At 42.6% G+C, this 15450-nt stretch carries 11 protein-coding genes; 5 read left to right on the forward strand and 6 right to left on the reverse strand.

From position 1 onward, the window contains the following. Positions 1–61: 61 nt before the first annotated feature. From WKK05_RS08270 to WKK05_RS08295, 6 genes are all read right to left on the reverse strand, one after another. Positions 62–1012: a D-2-hydroxyacid dehydrogenase gene (locus WKK05_RS08270; protein ID WP_341529267.1), complete on the reverse strand. Its 951-nt coding sequence runs from the start codon at positions 1010–1012 to the stop codon at positions 62–64. A 122-nt stretch (positions 1013–1134) separates the two neighbouring features. Next, complete coding sequence (locus tag WKK05_RS08275; RefSeq protein ID WP_341529268.1) at positions 1135–2082, reverse strand: D-2-hydroxyacid dehydrogenase; 948 nt, start codon at positions 2080–2082, stop codon at positions 1135–1137. 420 nt (positions 2083–2502) lie between these two features. Next, positions 2503–3285 carry an ATP-binding cassette domain-containing protein gene (locus WKK05_RS08280; protein WP_341529269.1) on the reverse strand — a complete coding sequence of 261 codons (783 nt, stop codon included), beginning with the start codon at positions 3283–3285 and terminating at the stop codon, positions 2503–2505. Positions 3286–3423: 138 nt separating this feature from the next. Beyond that, positions 3424–4251 carry an aliphatic sulfonate ABC transporter permease SsuC gene (gene ssuC, locus WKK05_RS08285; RefSeq protein ID WP_341529270.1) on the reverse strand — a complete coding sequence of 276 codons (828 nt, stop codon included), beginning with the start codon at positions 4249–4251 and terminating at the stop codon, positions 3424–3426. A gap of 87 nt (positions 4252–4338) precedes the next feature. Beyond that, positions 4339–5484 carry an FMNH2-dependent alkanesulfonate monooxygenase gene (gene ssuD / locus WKK05_RS08290; protein WP_341529271.1) on the reverse strand — a complete coding sequence of 382 codons (1146 nt, stop codon included), beginning with the start codon at positions 5482–5484 and terminating at the stop codon, positions 4339–4341. A 510-nt stretch (positions 5485–5994) separates the two neighbouring features. After that, entirely contained in the window at positions 5995–7698 is a 1704-nt protein-coding gene (locus WKK05_RS08295; RefSeq protein WP_341529272.1) for an iron uptake porin, read from the reverse strand. 1340 nt (positions 7699–9038) lie between these two features. Between WKK05_RS08295 and WKK05_RS08300 the strand changes: the two genes are divergently transcribed. The 5 genes from WKK05_RS08300 (at position 9039) to WKK05_RS08320 (ending at position 15441) form a co-directional block, all read left to right on the forward strand. Continuing rightward, positions 9039–10667 carry an FAD-binding protein gene (locus WKK05_RS08300; protein ID WP_341529273.1) on the forward strand — a complete coding sequence of 543 codons (1629 nt, stop codon included), beginning with the start codon at positions 9039–9041 and terminating at the stop codon, positions 10665–10667. Continuing rightward, complete coding sequence (locus tag WKK05_RS08305; protein ID WP_341529274.1) at positions 10664–10993, forward strand: 4Fe-4S binding protein; 330 nt, start codon at positions 10664–10666, stop codon at positions 10991–10993. Before WKK05_RS08300 ends, WKK05_RS08305 begins: the two co-directional genes overlap by 4 nt. Positions 10994–11012: 19 nt before the next feature. Continuing rightward, the gene (locus WKK05_RS08310; RefSeq protein WP_341529275.1) at positions 11013–12053 is read left to right on the forward strand and encodes an ABC transporter substrate-binding protein; all 1041 of its coding nucleotides are present in this window, start codon (positions 11013–11015) and stop codon (positions 12051–12053) included. A 157-nt stretch (positions 12054–12210) separates the two neighbouring features. After that, positions 12211–13710: an amidohydrolase family protein gene (locus tag WKK05_RS08315; RefSeq protein WP_341529276.1), complete on the forward strand. Its 1500-nt coding sequence runs from the start codon at positions 12211–12213 to the stop codon at positions 13708–13710. Between the two features lie 240 nt (positions 13711–13950). Further along, positions 13951–15441 carry an amidohydrolase family protein gene (locus WKK05_RS08320; protein ID WP_341529277.1) on the forward strand — a complete coding sequence of 497 codons (1491 nt, stop codon included), beginning with the start codon at positions 13951–13953 and terminating at the stop codon, positions 15439–15441. Positions 15442–15450: the final 9 nt, after the last annotated feature.

Consider the following 15450-nt stretch of genomic DNA (forward strand, 5'->3'; position numbering starts at 1 on the left):
TTCTGCCGTTTGTCTCCCTCCCTAAAGTCAATTTTTGCGTAAGTCTTATTTTGATCGAATCTTAGTATCCTACTTGCTTGTCCACTACATTCCGTAAGGGCTGTCCCGCTTGATAACGTCTGAGATTATCAAGAAATAGTTCTGTGATCCGTTCTCTCAGCCGCGGGGAAAGGGCTGAACAATGGGGTGTAATAAAGACGTTAGGCAGTGACCAAAAGGGGCTTTCTGGCGGTAGCGGCTCAGTAGCAACAGTGTCTAATCCAGCGCCTGCAATCCATCCCTCACGCAGAGCAGTCAGCAATGCGTTTTCATCAACTATTGCACCGCGAGCAATATTAATTAGGTAAGCAGACTGACGCATAGAGCGTAATGCTGCTTCATCAATCAGACCTTGAGTTTCGGGTGTCAAAGGTGTAGCAATAACTACATAATCTGCTTCTGGTAGGAGCGATCGCCATTCATTTGCACCCACAATTTTGTCAAAATCTGGCAGTGGTTCAGGATGGCGACGACTACCCCAAACTCTCATACCGAAAGCTTTGGCACGAGATGCGATCGCTTTACCTATGTTTCCTGCGCCAATAATTAACAAAGTTGCGTCCGCTAATTCTTCGAGAAACACTCCTCTGGGCCAAGTATGTGCATCCTGCAAAGCTTGCAATTTCCGCAGATTCTTGGCGTGATAAAGCATGAATGTTAATACAAATTCCGAAATTGGAATTGCATGAATCCCTGTACCATTCGTCAGAATAATGTCTCGTTTTAGAAAAGCGGGGGTGAGGAGGTGATTTACACCTGCACTCGGCGTCTGTTGCCAACGTATTGCAGGTAATTGTGCCAATATTTTGTCATAAATATGAATGTTGTTTGAATAAAACCCGTTTACATAAACTTCTGCATCGCTGGCATCGCCTTCAAGATTACCTTCATTATCTGTCCGCACTACCTCTATATCAGACGGTAACTGTGGCTCAATATGAGGAGCAAGATTGATTGGTAGAATTATTTTCACAATTTTTATGGGGATTGGGGCTGGGGACTGGGGATTGGGAACTAGGAAGATAAGGGAGATGAGGAAACACAGGGGAAGAATAAATATTGATTATTGATTATTGACTAATGCCCCATTCCCTATTAATATCCAGCTTGTTTGTCCACTACATTCCTTAACGGTTCACCAGCTTGGTAGCGCTTCAAATTATCGAGAAATAGAGCTACTGAACGCTCTTTGACTCTTGGAGAATGGCCAGAAGTATGAGGTGTGATAAAGACGTTAGGAAGTGACCATAAAGGACTTTCTGGTGGTAGCGGTTCTGTAATTACTGTGTCTAATGCTGCACCTGCAATCCAACCTTCAGTTAAAGCTTTTGTCAATGCGGCTTCATCTACTACAGCACCACGAGCAATATTGATTAAGTAGGCATGGGGAGGCAGCGATCGCAATACAGTTTCATCAATGAAACCTTTAGTTTCTGGAGTCAATGGAGTAGCAATTACTACATAATCTGCTTCTGGTAGAAGCGATCGCCATTCATTTGCACCTACAATTTTATCAAAATTTGGTAAGGCTTCAGGGTGACGGCGGCTACCAATAACTCTAATACCAAAGGGTTTAGCACGGGCAGCAATTTCTTGCCCAATCCCACCAGCACCAATAATTAGCAGAGTGGCATCAGTTAACTCTTGGATAGCAAAACCTCTTTGCCAGTGACGTTCTGCGTGTAATGCATACAATTCAGACAAACGCTTAGCATGAGCAAGTATGTAGGTGATCACAAATTCTGCGATCGGAATCCCATGCACCCCTGCCCCATTGGTGAGGATGATGTCACGCTCCAAATAAGTTGGTGTCAAAATATGATTGACTCCTGCATTCGGTGCATGATGCCAACGCAGTGTAGGTGCTGCTGCTAACACTCGATGCAAAATTGGGCTTTTGAGAAAAAACCAACTTAAATAAACTTCAGCATCACTGGCATCAGCGTCAAGATTACCATCACTATCAACCAATACAACCTTTATATCAGATGATAGATGCGGTTCTATATCAGGAGCGATTTCAATAGGCAAAATAACTTTCATTAAGCTTACCCTATTTCACTAAATACCTATACAAAGATATTAGTAGGGGCTTACAGCTATACGCCCTTACAACTTTTTATATAAATATTGTTAATTATTTATCATTTTAAACAATAGATAAAATTATCAAAGTAAAAACTGCTACGATGATTATATGTATGATATTTAACAAGCTTTTTCTACATTAAAAAGCATTATTTTTTCAGTCAAATTTAATCTTGAAGTAGCCTAATTTACCACAGCTACCTCAAGTGTAATGGTAGTCAATTAACCTTATGATTTCATAGGTTGGCTACAGCACTACTCGATTAATATCTCGAAATTTGTTGACATTATAAGCAACAATTTTGGAATTATAAGGGTAACTCGGAGTTCTTTGAGAAATTATCAAACTCTAATAGAGTCTCTCAAAGCTAAATTTTACTTACTCAACTGCAATAACTGCTGATTTGCGTGATTACCTTCACGACTCATTACTCGCTCAAGAACTGCTTCTCTAATACTTACAAACGCTTCACTGGCTCTGTCACGAGGACGCGAAATTCTCACAGGGATATCGAAGGAAATTTGTCCCTCTTCAATTACTACGATTCGGTCTGCTAGTGCTACAGCCTCTTCCACATCATGGGTAACTAAAAAGGCAGTGAATTTTCGCTCTAGCCACAAATCTTCAATCAACTGCTGCATCTCCAAGCGAGTCAGAGCATCTAAAGCTCCCAAAGGCTCATCTAGTAACAGCAAACGTGGCTTACTCACTAATGCTCTTGCTAGTGATACCCTCTGCCGTTGTCCTCCAGATAGTACGTATGGCCATTCATCAGCCCTATCTTTGAGTCCGACTTTACCCAGCGCCCACAGAGCTTTTTCACGCCAATTATCTGGCAAGCCTAGACCCACATTTTGAATAACGCGCTTCCACGGTAGCAAACGAGGGTCTTGAAACATAACTGTTACAGAACGGCTGAGTTTATGCAGTGGTTCTCCATCAAGTAGTATGCCACCAGCAGTTGCTTTATCCAATCCTGAAATGAGCCGCAATAAGGTACTTTTTCCGCATCCACTACGTCCTACAATAGCAACAAACTCTCCTGGTGCAACTTCTAAATTTAAAGAGTTTAATACAGTTTTATTGCCAAAAGTCTTTGTCAAATCCAAAACACTTAGTTGTGTACCTTGATGTGTATCTTGCAAAGTTGAAGTCATGAGACAAAACTCCTTTTATAGAACAGTCATGATTTAACTATTTGGTTGCTGAAATTGAACAGCTTGCTGAGGAAACTAAAAATAAGGTAGCAGTCAAAAGTTCAAGGCTTTTTTAACTACTAACTTAGTAATTGCAATCTATTTACGCTGCTGATAAGCGGGATTCCACGCTAAGAATTTTGTTTCTAACCCTCTAGCAACGGCATCTGCTAATTTACCTAGCAAGGCATAGATCACAATACTCAAAACCACCACATCAGTTTGCATGAACTCACGTGCATTCATTGCCATGTAACCAAGCCCAGAATCTGCGGCGATAGTTTCTGCCACAATCAGTGTCAGCCACATAATCCCCAAGGAGAACCTAACTCCAACCAGAATAGAAGATAATGCCCCTGGAAAAATAATCTGCCATAAAAGTTGTGGCGTTTTTAATCCATAGACTCTTCCCATCTCAATTAGTCCAGGATCAACACTACGAATTCCATGAAATGTGTTGAGATATATCGGGAAGAAAACCCCCATAGATACTAGAAATAATCTGGCTTGGTCACCAATCCCAAACCACAAAATTACTAGAGGAATTAATGCCAAATTAGGAATTGTGCGAAGCATTTGTAAAGAACTATCCAATAACTTTTCCGCTACACGAGAAAAGCCATTAAGTAATCCTAAACTGAAGCCAATACTGCCACCAACTATAAAACCAGATATTGCACGTCCAGCACTAATTCCGATGTGTTGAAATAGTTCTCCAGTGGAGGCTAGTTTAATTGCTGTGGCAATTACACCACTTGGGGCTGGTAAAATTCTGGTGGAAAGTAGACCAGTTCTCGAAGCAATTTCCCACAGCGTTAGTACTAGAATTGGCACAATCCAAGGAACTATTTTCTCGATTTGCGGGTTGTCTAGGAACGTATTTACGGATCTCCCGTAGCTTTTGCTGTTTTTCAGAGTAATAGTCATCGAAATTTGGATTTTCCTAGAAGTATTGTCAACATAATTCTTAATTTGTAATTAGCTCTTTAATTACGAATTAAGAATTACGAATTATCATGAGGCACTCGTTAGTTGTTTAGCAAATTTCTCATGTGCAGCTATTTCGCCATAAGGACTCAAGACTTGTGGCGTTATTGCAGGTTGGTTCTGCACAGGTAGGCGTGGAAACAATAATTCAGCGGTACGATATGCTTCTTCTAGATGAGGATATCCAGATAGAACAAAGGTATCTATGCCTAAATCGCGATATTCCAGCATCCTAGCAGCAACAGTATCGGGATCTCCAACTAGAGCAGTACCAGCACCATTCCGTACCAATCCAATCCCTGTCCATAGATTGGGGCTGATTTCTAAAGTTTCTCGGCTGCCACTGTGTAGTTGACTCATGCGCCGCTGTCCTTCAGAATCAGAAGTGGCTAAGGCTTGTTGGGCTTTGGCGATCGCTTCTTCATCGACATACTTAATTAGTTCATTGGCAGCATCCCAAGCAGCTGATTCGGTTTCTCGGACAATTACGTGCATCCGAATTCCAAAACTGACTGTTCTGCCTTGTTCTGCTGCTAGTTGCCGAACTTCGGCAATCTTTTGGGCTACTTGCTTTGGTGGTTCTCCCCAAGTCAGGTAGACATCAATATGCTTGGCAGCAACTCGTTTGGCTGCCGCAGATGAACCGCCAAACCACAATGGCGGATAGGGACTTTGAATTGGTGGGAATAAAAGCTTGCCCCCTTTGATGTCTAGATATTTGCCTTGAAAGTCAACTGTTTCCCCGCTAACAATGCCTCGCCAAACTGTCAAGAATTCATCGGTTAAATCATAGCGATCGTCATGACTAAGATGCAAACCATCCCCAGCAAGGTGTTCCGGATCGCCACCTGTGACTACATTAATCAACAATCTGCCTTTAGAAATCCTGTCAAATGTTGCTGCCATGCGCGCAGCAGCACCAGGGGAAGTAATTCCTGGACGGATTGCTACCAGAAATTTCATCCGTTTGGTAACGGATATAAAAGAGGCAGCGGTAATCCAAGCATCTTCACAAGAACGCCCTGTAGGTAACAATGCGCCTGTATAGCCTAAATTATCTACAGCTTGGGCAATTTGCTGCAAATAATCCGGGGTAACTACACGAGAACCAATATCTGTTCCTAAATAGCGTCCGTCGTGAGACCCAGTAGGGATAAACCAAAGAATTTGCATTTCTGTCAGGGTACGAGGTTTTAAAACTACGATAATTCGACCGAAATACCGTAGTTTATAGACAAAATTTTAACCGATATTACTCAAAAATCAACTCAGCTTGACGATTAGTAATGAACTATTACCTGTAAAACTAACGCCTTTCACAAAAATTTTGGCACTTTTATCAGTGAAATAGCTGTATTGGAAAATACAAAAGCTCTCAGAGTAAATCACATATTTGACTGAGCAATGATGTCTGTAGTCTATCTACTGCAACAGTTACAATCTGCTCTTACTTTTTGTGTTGGGGAAAGTCTAACAGCTTACTGCTTATAAGCATAGTTTTTGCAAACACTATCAAACGAATACTTTGAACCTCAAGTAATTAATTGTAATGACACCCATAACAAAAGCCGAATTTTTGCTGTTGTGATTGGCGGCACTTTTTCAAATAATATCAGAGGTCAGGCTGCAAGTATCTGTAAATCTATCGATTTACCGTATAAAACTCAGAGAAAAGCCTCTGGGTTAGAAAGTAAACGTTGTACGCAGACTACCTACCCAAATCGGATCGTTATTATCATTATGCTCTGGCGCTGTAATCACAAAGAAATCAGGGGTAATAGTAATGTTGTCATTTATCCGATGGGTATAGAAAGCCTCTAGATGTAAAGAAGTATCTGGATCTTCTCTGACTGGCGCACCAGGTCTAGTGCGATAATCACTACTAGTAACTTTGGGTGGTACACCAACGATAACTCCACCGATATTACCTTTTTTAAACAAATCTGGGAAACCAATAGTCAATGCAGTGTTAATAATAGTTGCACTGTCATCGGGGCCATTTTCTCGATTGGCAATTGTGTAGCCAAACCAACCACCTAAAGTTAAGGTATTACTAGCTCTCCAATTAAATTGAAGTCCGAAGTTATTGGTTGTAGTGGAGTTTTGTTCAAAAGGATTTCTAGCAAAAGTACTACCTGTACCACCAGTGATGTTAAAACCAGTTGCAGTACCGTAGTATTTGCGGACGTAGGTCAGACCAACATCTAGCCGACGAGTTGGCGATAAGGTTAGCTGAACAAGTGCCGCATTGTTGGCATTAAAAAACCCATTACCAGTACCATTTGGTTGATTAACCTGACTATCAGTTCCTATGTAACCTAAGTTTAATTGCAATTGATCACTAAATTTGTAAGCTAAAGCAGCACCAGCTCCATCAAATCCAGGTCGGTAAACAGTAGGGTTAAAGGCGGCAAACCGCGAAGTAGCACCATTAATTCCCCCAACTGGGGCATTTAAGGTCGGAGTAAATGTAGCTGGTTGAAGCGCTCTTGGCCCTATCCAAACAGTGATATTTTTGCCTAATGGGAAACGATATGTTAACTGACTGAGATAGCTTCCTTGCCTACCATCACTATCAAAGGTAAAACGGCTCATCGCAGTTCCCGTACTACTTGTCAAGTTAGCAATAGTGCTTCCACCTGTGATGAGAGTGGTTAGTTGGTCTCTGCCAGTAAAGCTAGTTTGGAAGTTAAGTCTGGCACGGTAACCAAGAAAAGTTTGAGTCTCATCTTTAGTATCGTCTGCGGATGTATTATTCGCGCGATCGCCAAATGTATCAGCAACCACGAATGTCGCGTCACCAACTAGTTTAGTAGTTGTAGAAAACTGATTGGCTTCCACCTCAGCTTGACGTGTTTCTAAATTGTCAACTCTGCCTCGCAATGTTGCTAGTTCAGGTGCAAATTGTTCTTGCAGCTTTTGCAAAGTTGCTACGTCTTCCCGTCGTACCAGTTCTCCGGTGTTAGTGGCAATTAGTTCGTTGAGGCGATTTAAGGCTGCATTCAAACCAGCCGCAAATTCATAACGGCTTAAAGAACGATTACCTTTAAATGTGCCATCTGGATATCCTGCAATTACACCGTAGCGCTCAACCAGAGACTGCAATGCTTGAAAAGCCCAATCTGTGGGCTGAACATCAGACAGTTCTGAGACAGACGTTACTTGTGCTAAGGAATTATTAGAATCTTTTTGAGACTTTGGGGGTTTGGCAAGAGCATCAAGCGCACTGCCGGGGGTAATAGCAGTCGGAGCAATATCTTGAATTTTTGGTACTGCTTGCTGTGTTGGCTCTTTTGTTTCTGCTTCACCCGCGATCGCTGCCGAAGACAAGACTACACTAAACAAGGCTGGGATCAATAACAAATAATTCCACAAAACTTTAGACATGGGTTGTTTGTTCCTCACACAATATCAACTAAATTTCACTGGTCAATCTTTTTACGTAGCTACCAGACGCTTGTGGAAGAGCGAACATCCGTATATATGATGATTCCTGGAATTCTAATGCTTGCAAGTTGTTTTGTTGATTCCAATTTCTTTACTTTTGTAAAACAACTTCAGTTTCAATAACTTGTTGATACACACACATAGCGAATTGCCACGAGACACCGCTCACTGTTTAGTAATAACGGAATCATCGATTGTAATCAACTTATTAAGAATGGCGGCGAATAACTATTTTTCTTGTAGTAAACGCAAGCCTTTCATGGCAGACATATTTTTTAGTAAGCTCTTTTCTCTCAATAGATGGTGCTAAATATTAATGTTTTTTGAGCATTATGCTTCAGCACCAGTTTCTACTCGCTGTTTTTGGTCAAGAGCATCAGCCTAAAAATTGTAATCTGTAGATGATTATCTTAAACACGATTGGCAGCCTCTCTGGTAAAGCTAGAGGTAGCGATTGTTCCGTAGCTACTCATTTGCTCATCCCAAATTAACTGAGACTTGTGGCAAAAATTTTTTACCTGCCTTACAATCAGTTCTAAGATTAAAAACAAAGTCTGTTTTCCTAAACTGAACACTCAAAATTGCAATCGGTTACAACCGACTGTAGTAATTGATTAAAAGGGCTATTATCCCAATAAAAGTTTTACAAACGTTTGCTACATTGCATACTCTTCTTAGAGGTTAAATATCTGAATCTCCTCTAGCGCCAATACGCTTTGCTGATATCTTCTCACACTTGGGTTTGTAAAAGAAACAGACTCAACAAACATTTATTAAATGCTCAGCAGCTAAAATGAGCTACTTTCATTAGATGACAATTCTGATAAACATTGGTAAACGTCTTGAATATGAATTGGATTCCTTTTTGGATTGCGTAACTGCTTGATATTTGACACATAAACCACAGTAAGTCTATCGACATTTCGTAGTTTTGACATAACTTTGGATATTTGCACAATTTTGCGTAAAAATCAATACCCTTTAGGATGATTAAAAATTCATTTTACATAAGTTTACTTTTCAATTTGTCATAATCGGATACTTGCTTTTTGCTGGAAACTATGAAAAACTCTGTTATGTACAAACTACGGTAAATCCGTCAAGTTATAGTAGATTTTGAAAGTAAAAATCTTAATCTATCGGCAACCTCAGCAAAAAAGGTAAAGATTTAGGCTGCAAGCAAGTTGCTTACAAGCAAATAAAGTTTTGTGATGGTGTGCAGCATCGATGGGGTGAAGACTTGATTTTTAAAACTTTATCGATGGGGGAAATACTAACTGATGCTAGAGACGTTAACAACTGATTTTGAACTCAAATTAGAAGCAGATGTGCTTGTGATTGGAGGCGGGCCAGCAGGTACTTGGGCAGCGTGGAGTGCTGCATCTAGTGGGGCTAAGGTTGTACTCGTAGATAAAGGGTACTGTGGTACTACAGGATGCGCTGCTGCGTCAGGTAATGGTGTTTGGTACGTGCCACCCGATCAAGAAGCGCGGGAAGCAGCAATGGCGAGCCGGGAATCATTGGGTGGATTCTTATCTAACCGTAAGTGGATGGATCGGGTACTGAATCAGACCTACGTCAACATCAATCGGTTAGCAGAGTGGGGTTATCCCTTTCCTACAGACGACGAAGGTAAACCCTATCGGCGATCGCTGCAAGGGCCAGAATATATGCGGCTGATGCGGCGGCAAATTAAAAGGGCAGGAGTAAAGATTTTAGACCACAGCCCAGCTTTGGAATTATTGGTTGATGAAGATGGTGCTGTTGGTGGTGCAACTGGTGTCAACCGTCAGACTGGTAGCAGATGGGCAGTACGAACAAAAGCCACAATCATCGCTACCGGCGGCTGTGCATTTTTGAGCAAAGCGTTAGGATGCAACGTCTTAACGGGGGATGGTTATTTAATGGCAGCAGAAGCTGGGGCCGAGATGTCAGGCATGGAATTTTCCAACGCTTATGGCATCTCTCCCGCTTTTTCTTCAGTCACCAAAACCCTCTTTTATAAATGGGCAACCTTCACCTACGAAGACGGTACTGTGATTCCGGGGGCAGGTTCCCAGAAAGGACGTTCAGTAATAGCAGAGACATTGCTGCAACAGCCAGTTTACGCCATCATAGATAAAGCACCTGAATCGATGCGGGCATCTATGCGTTTAGCGCAACCCAACTTCTTCTTACCCTTTGACCGTGCAGGTATCGATCCATTCACTCAACGGTTCCCTGTTACCTTGCGTTTAGAAGGGACTGTGCGTGGTACAGGTGGAATCAGAATTTTAGATGATAGCTGTGCAACTTCTGTAAGAGGACTCTATGCTGCTGGAGATGCAGCCACACGCGAATTAATTTGTGGCGGCTTTACTGGTGGTGGTAGCCACAATGCTGCTTGGGCAATTTCTTCTGGCTATTGGTCAGGTAAGTCTGCCACCGAATATGCCACTAGTTTAGATGAAATATTAACTCAGCGCCGTGTCAAGGGAGTTGGGGAAGTAGCATTACAATCAAGAAGCGCTCATTCTTCCTCAACTTTTGCCACTGATGAAGTCATTCAGGCGGTACAAGCTGAAGTATTTCCCTACGAGCGGAATTATTTCCGTACAGAACAAGGCTTAACCGAGTCTCTTGGTAGACTAAATTATCTTTGGCAAGAAATCCAAACCCAGGTAACATCAGGGAAAGAGCTTATTAGAGCGCGGGAAGCAGCGGCAATGGTGGCCACAGCCAGATGGATGTATAGCAGTGCCATTGAACGTAAAGAGACTCGTGGGATGCACAGACATCTAGACTATCCTCAGCAAGATAATCATCAGCAACATTACCTGATTAGTGGTGGCTTAGATCAAGTATGGGTCAAAGCACAGCCACTAAATGGTGTAGAAAAATCTTCATCTAAAGTTGGGGTGGCGGCGTGATTGAATTGGTCAGCGAGTCAAGATGCGTGAAGTGTAATATCTGCGTCGATGTTTGCCCAACCAACGTATTTGACCTTGTGCCTGGCGCTCCGCCAACGATAGCACGCAAGAGTGACTGCCAAACCTGTTATATGTGCGAATTGTATTGCCCTGTTGACGCTCTTTATGTTGCACCAGAAAGTGATATCTCTAGTTCAGTCAACGAGGCAGAATTGGCAGAAGCAGGGTTACTAGGTAGTTACCGTGAAAATGTTGGTTGGGGGCCGAAACGGACATCAACAGCAAAAATTGATCAAACATTCCAGATACTCAAGCAGATCAAGTAGAACAGCGGAGAAAAAATTCATGCTGTCGTTAGCAGTAGGAAAAGGTTCTATCAATCAAAATAGATTTACTTCAAGATGGTCAATATTAGGAGCTTGTTTCCTACTGCTACTAACTACAGCGTGTAGCCAAAGTGAAATAAAATCCACTCAGTCTGCAAATGCCACTGATACTAGCTCTGTTGTTGCATCTAGTGCTTCTATCCTACGCATAGGCTATGTAGGTACTACCCAACCCACAGGGCCACTTGGTTGGGCAAAGCGTAAGGGAATATTAGAGCGTGAGTTGCAAAAAGCCGGATTTAAAAATATTACATTTGCCCGATTTCCTAATGGGCCGGATCTCAACGAGGCTTTAGTAGCAGGTCAATTAGATGTTGGTTTTTTAGGCGATACACCAGCAATAGTTTTGAGAGCTAGGGGTGTTGAAACCCGATTAATTCGGATCACTCAATTTAATACAACTGCTTGGTTAGTAGCGAAAAAGAATGGCCCCCGCACACTTGCTGAACTTAAAGGCCAGAAAATAGCTACTCAGAAAGGTTCTTATATGCATCGATACCTACTGGGTTTGTTAGATGAATCTAAAATTGCCAAAGATGTAAAAGTTGTTCACTTGATGACTACTGAGGCCAAGTCTGCTCTAGAACGTGGTGATGTGGCAGCTTATGCAACTTCAAGCGATTTGGGGCCTTTTCTCAAATCGCAAGGGTTTCCAGTGATTGATTCTTCTGCAAATCATAATGGTCTTTCTGGGACATCATTAGTAGTTGCAACCGAAAACTTTCTAGCTAAACAGCCTAATTTCCCAGAGAAGTTGAACGCAGTCTTGACAGAAGCAACTAAAGATTTAAAAGCAAATTCTGAAGAATACTATAAATACCACGCCGAGACTACTAAATACCCACTCGAAATTATCAAAGTATCTTATCCACTCAAACAAATATCAGAAGAACCATTACCGCCAGAGGGAGTGAAACTTTTAGAAGGCACAAAGAATTTTTTAGTCTCGCAACATTTGGCAAAGTCAAATTTTCAACTAACTGACTGGGTTGCTAAGTAAGAGTGGGGATGAGAGAGCAGGGGACAAGCAAAATAAATATTACTCATGACTCTTGTACAGACGCGTAGACACTCGAAGAGCGGCTTCTCGTAAGAGTATAATCACCTCTCTCCAAATGCCCAAATATTTACTTTTTGAATAATTAGGGTAAATTATCATGACAATTGCATTAGACCGTCCACAACAAAAATCCAAGTCTGCTCAGATTAGAGAAAAACTTGGTTATCCCATTATCGACACCGATGTACATACGCAGGAATTTGAGCCAGCAGTCTTAGATTATTTAGAGCAAATTGGTGGAACTGCGATCGCACAACGTTTCAAAGAGCATTTACCAGGGGCTTCTCGCTTTAAGTGGTACAAACAAACCTGGGAAGAACGTTTTGCTTATCGCACAAATCGCCCTAACTGGTGGGGTCGTCCGACAAAAGATACTCTAAATTTAGCTACGATTAGCTTGCCGAAGTTACTACATGAGCGCTTGCAAGAAGCAGGTACAGACTTTGCTGTTTTATATCCTAACTTGGCAACTCTCGCCCCAAATATCGGTAACGAAGAGATGCGGCGTGCAGTCTGTCGGGCAGTTAACACTTACCATGCAGACATTTTCCGTCCCTATTCTGACCGCCTAACACCCATCGCTGCTATTCCGTTGCATACTCCCGAAGAGGGAATTGAAGAGTTGGAATATGCGGTTAATGTTTTAGGACTCAAAGCAATTCAAATCCCTGGTTATGTTCGCCGTCCGATTCCAGCTTTTGAGAAGTATGGGAAAGAAGTGGCTAACGAAGTAGTTTGGCTGGATAACTTTGGTTTAGATAGCCAGTATGATTACGATCCATTCTGGGCGAAGTGCGTAGAACTCAAAGTAGTACCCACAACTCACGCTTCTAGCCAAGGTTGGACTACTCAACGTTCAGTGACTAATGCCCAGTACAATCACATTAATCACTTTGCTTTTGCTGCGGAAGCATTGTGCAAATCGTTGTTCTTTGGTGGCGTTACTCGTCGCTTCCCTCAATTAAGATTTGCCTTCTTAGAAGGTGGTTCAGCTTGGGGTACAAGTTTATATACAGATATTCTCTGGCATTGGGAAACTCGCAACAAAGAGCATTTGTTGGCAAATAATAACCCCGCCATTGTCGATAAAGAAGCACTAGTAGAACTATACACTCGTTATGGTGGCGAACTAGTACATGGTCGCTTGGATAAACTCGGTGATGGTCTAGGTTTCCACAGCAAACATTTCGCTCCTCAAGACCCAGGCGAACTGGATGAATTTGAACTCGCAGGAATTGAGAAACCCGAAGATGTACGCGACCGCTTCCTCAATCACTTCTACTTCGGTACAGAATCAGATGATACCCGTGTAGCTCATGCCTTCAATCGTAAGGCGAATCCTTTTGGCGATAGGGTTAAAGCATTCTTGGGTTCTGACTCTGGTCACTGGGATGTACCCGATATCACCGCTGTCACCGCCAACGCCTACTCAATGGTAGAAAACGAAATTATTACTGAAGAAGACTTGCAGTATTTCTTGTCGATTCATCCATTAGAGTTGTACACCAGCCTCAACCGTGACTTCTTCAAAGGTACAGCTGTGGAGAAAGCCGCAGACGAGTATCTAGTAGTTCACCAACCCAAAATTGCTGTGTAGGTCAAGCAGGGGAAGAATTGGAAGAATGGGGGCAGGGGGAGAATTGGAAGAATATTGCTATTTTCTAAAAGCCTCTTCATCTTCCCCTGCTTCCCTTTCCTCAAGAGCCTCCCTTACTGACTACAACGCAAGCGTTGTCTTGGCAGACTACTAGCTAGCAAAAACTAGCTTTGTCTCTTGGTGGTTTAAAACCACCAAGACACAGAGATACAAAGAAAATGAATTTAGGGTAAACATAATATGACGATCGCACTAGAACGCCCAACACAAAAAACTAAATCTGCTCAAATTCGCGAAAAACTCGGTTATCCCATCATTGATACTGATGTGCATACCCAAGAATTTCCCCCAGCATTCTTGGATTATTTAGAACAAGTTGCTGGAACGGCTATTGCTCAACGCTTCCAAGAACACTTACCTGGAACATCTCGCTCAAAATGGTTCCAGCAAACTTGGGAAGAACGCCGCACTTACCGCACTACACGTCCTCCCTTTTGGACTCGTCCTACCAATGATGCCTTAAATTTAGCTACTGTTAGCTTGCCGAAATTGCTGCATGAACGTCTGCAAGAAGCAGGGACAGACTTTGCAGTAGTCTACCCCAACTTGGCAACTCTCGCCCCACACATTGGTAATGAGGAAATGCGGCGTGCAGTCTGTCGCGCAGCTAATACCTATCATGCAGATATTTTCCGTGCTTATAGCGATCGCTTAACACCAATTGCCACAATTCCGATGCACACCCCGGAAGAAGCAATTGAAGAGTTGGAATATGCAGTCAAGGTTTTGGGACTTAAAGCAATCCAAATCCCCGGACATATCCGTCGCCCAATTCCCGCTTTTGAGAAGTATGGGGAAGAAGTCGCAAATGAAGCTATTTGGATTGACACATTTGGTTTAGATAGCAAATACGACTATGATCCTTTTTGGGCCAAGTGTGTAGAACTCAAAGTAGTACCCACGACTCACTCAAGTGGAATGGGCTGGATCAATCGCCGTTCGATTTCCAACTATCAATACAACCACATTGGACATTTTGCCGCCGCAGCAGAAGCACTATGTAAATCGTTGTTCTTGGGTGGTGTAACTCACCGCTTCCCAACATTAAAATTTGCCTTCTTGGAAGGAGGTTCAGCTTGGGGTGCGAGTTTGTATGCTGATTTGATTTGGCACTGGGACACCCGCAACAAAGACCATATGTTGGAGAACAACAACCCTGCTAATATCAATCGCGAAGAACTCCTAGAGTACTTTGTTCGCTATGGTGACGAACTCGTGCGTGGCCGTGCAGAACAACTAGGTAGTGGTTTAGGCTTCCACGGTAGCAACGAATTAATATCTACAGACAACCCAGGTAACCTGGATGAGTTTGAACTAGCAGGGGTGAAGGGGCCAGAAGATGTGCGTCAGCGCTTCTTGAATCATTTCTACTTCGGTACGGAATCAGATGATACCCGTGTAGCTCATGCATTTAATCGTAAAGCGAATCCTTATGGCGATCGCGTCAAAGCATTCTTAGGTTCTGATTCCGGTCATTGGGATGTACCAGATATCACTGCTGTCACTGCCAACGCCTACTCAATGGTAGAACGCGGCATTATCACTGAAGAAGACTTGCACCATTTCCTCTCAGTCCATCCATTGGAGTTGTACACAAGCCTCAATCGTGACTTCTTCAAGGGTACGGTCGTTGAGAAAGCCGCAGACGAATTTCTAGCGACTGGGAGCTAGGGACTGGGT

The sequence above is a fragment of the Nostoc sp. UHCC 0302 genome (genome assembly GCF_038096175.1).
In the GTDB taxonomy this organism is placed as follows: Bacteria; Cyanobacteriota; Cyanobacteriia; order Cyanobacteriales; family Nostocaceae; genus UHCC-0302.

Coding starts and splice junctions, on each gene's coding strand:
- WKK05_RS08275 (WP_341529268.1), bottom strand. CDS start 2,082: ATGAAAGTTATTTTGCCTATTGAAATCGCTCCTGATATAGAACCGCAT.
- WKK05_RS08280 (WP_341529269.1), bottom strand. CDS start 3,285: ATGACTTCAACTTTGCAAGATACACATCAAGGTACACAACTAAGTGTT.
- ssuC (WP_341529270.1), bottom strand. CDS start 4,251: ATGACTATTACTCTGAAAAACAGCAAAAGCTACGGGAGATCCGTAAAT.
- ssuD (WP_341529271.1), bottom strand. CDS start 5,484: ATGCAAATTCTTTGGTTTATCCCTACTGGGTCTCACGACGGACGCTAT.
- WKK05_RS08295 (WP_341529272.1), bottom strand. CDS start 7,698: ATGTCTAAAGTTTTGTGGAATTATTTGTTATTGATCCCAGCCTTGTTT.
- WKK05_RS08300 (WP_341529273.1), top strand. CDS start 9,039: ATGCTAGAGACGTTAACAACTGATTTTGAACTCAAATTAGAAGCAGAT.
- WKK05_RS08310 (WP_341529275.1), top strand. CDS start 11,013: ATGCTGTCGTTAGCAGTAGGAAAAGGTTCTATCAATCAAAATAGATTT.
- WKK05_RS08315 (WP_341529276.1), top strand. CDS start 12,211: ATGACAATTGCATTAGACCGTCCACAACAAAAATCCAAGTCTGCTCAG.
- WKK05_RS08320 (WP_341529277.1), top strand. CDS start 13,951: ATGACGATCGCACTAGAACGCCCAACACAAAAAACTAAATCTGCTCAA.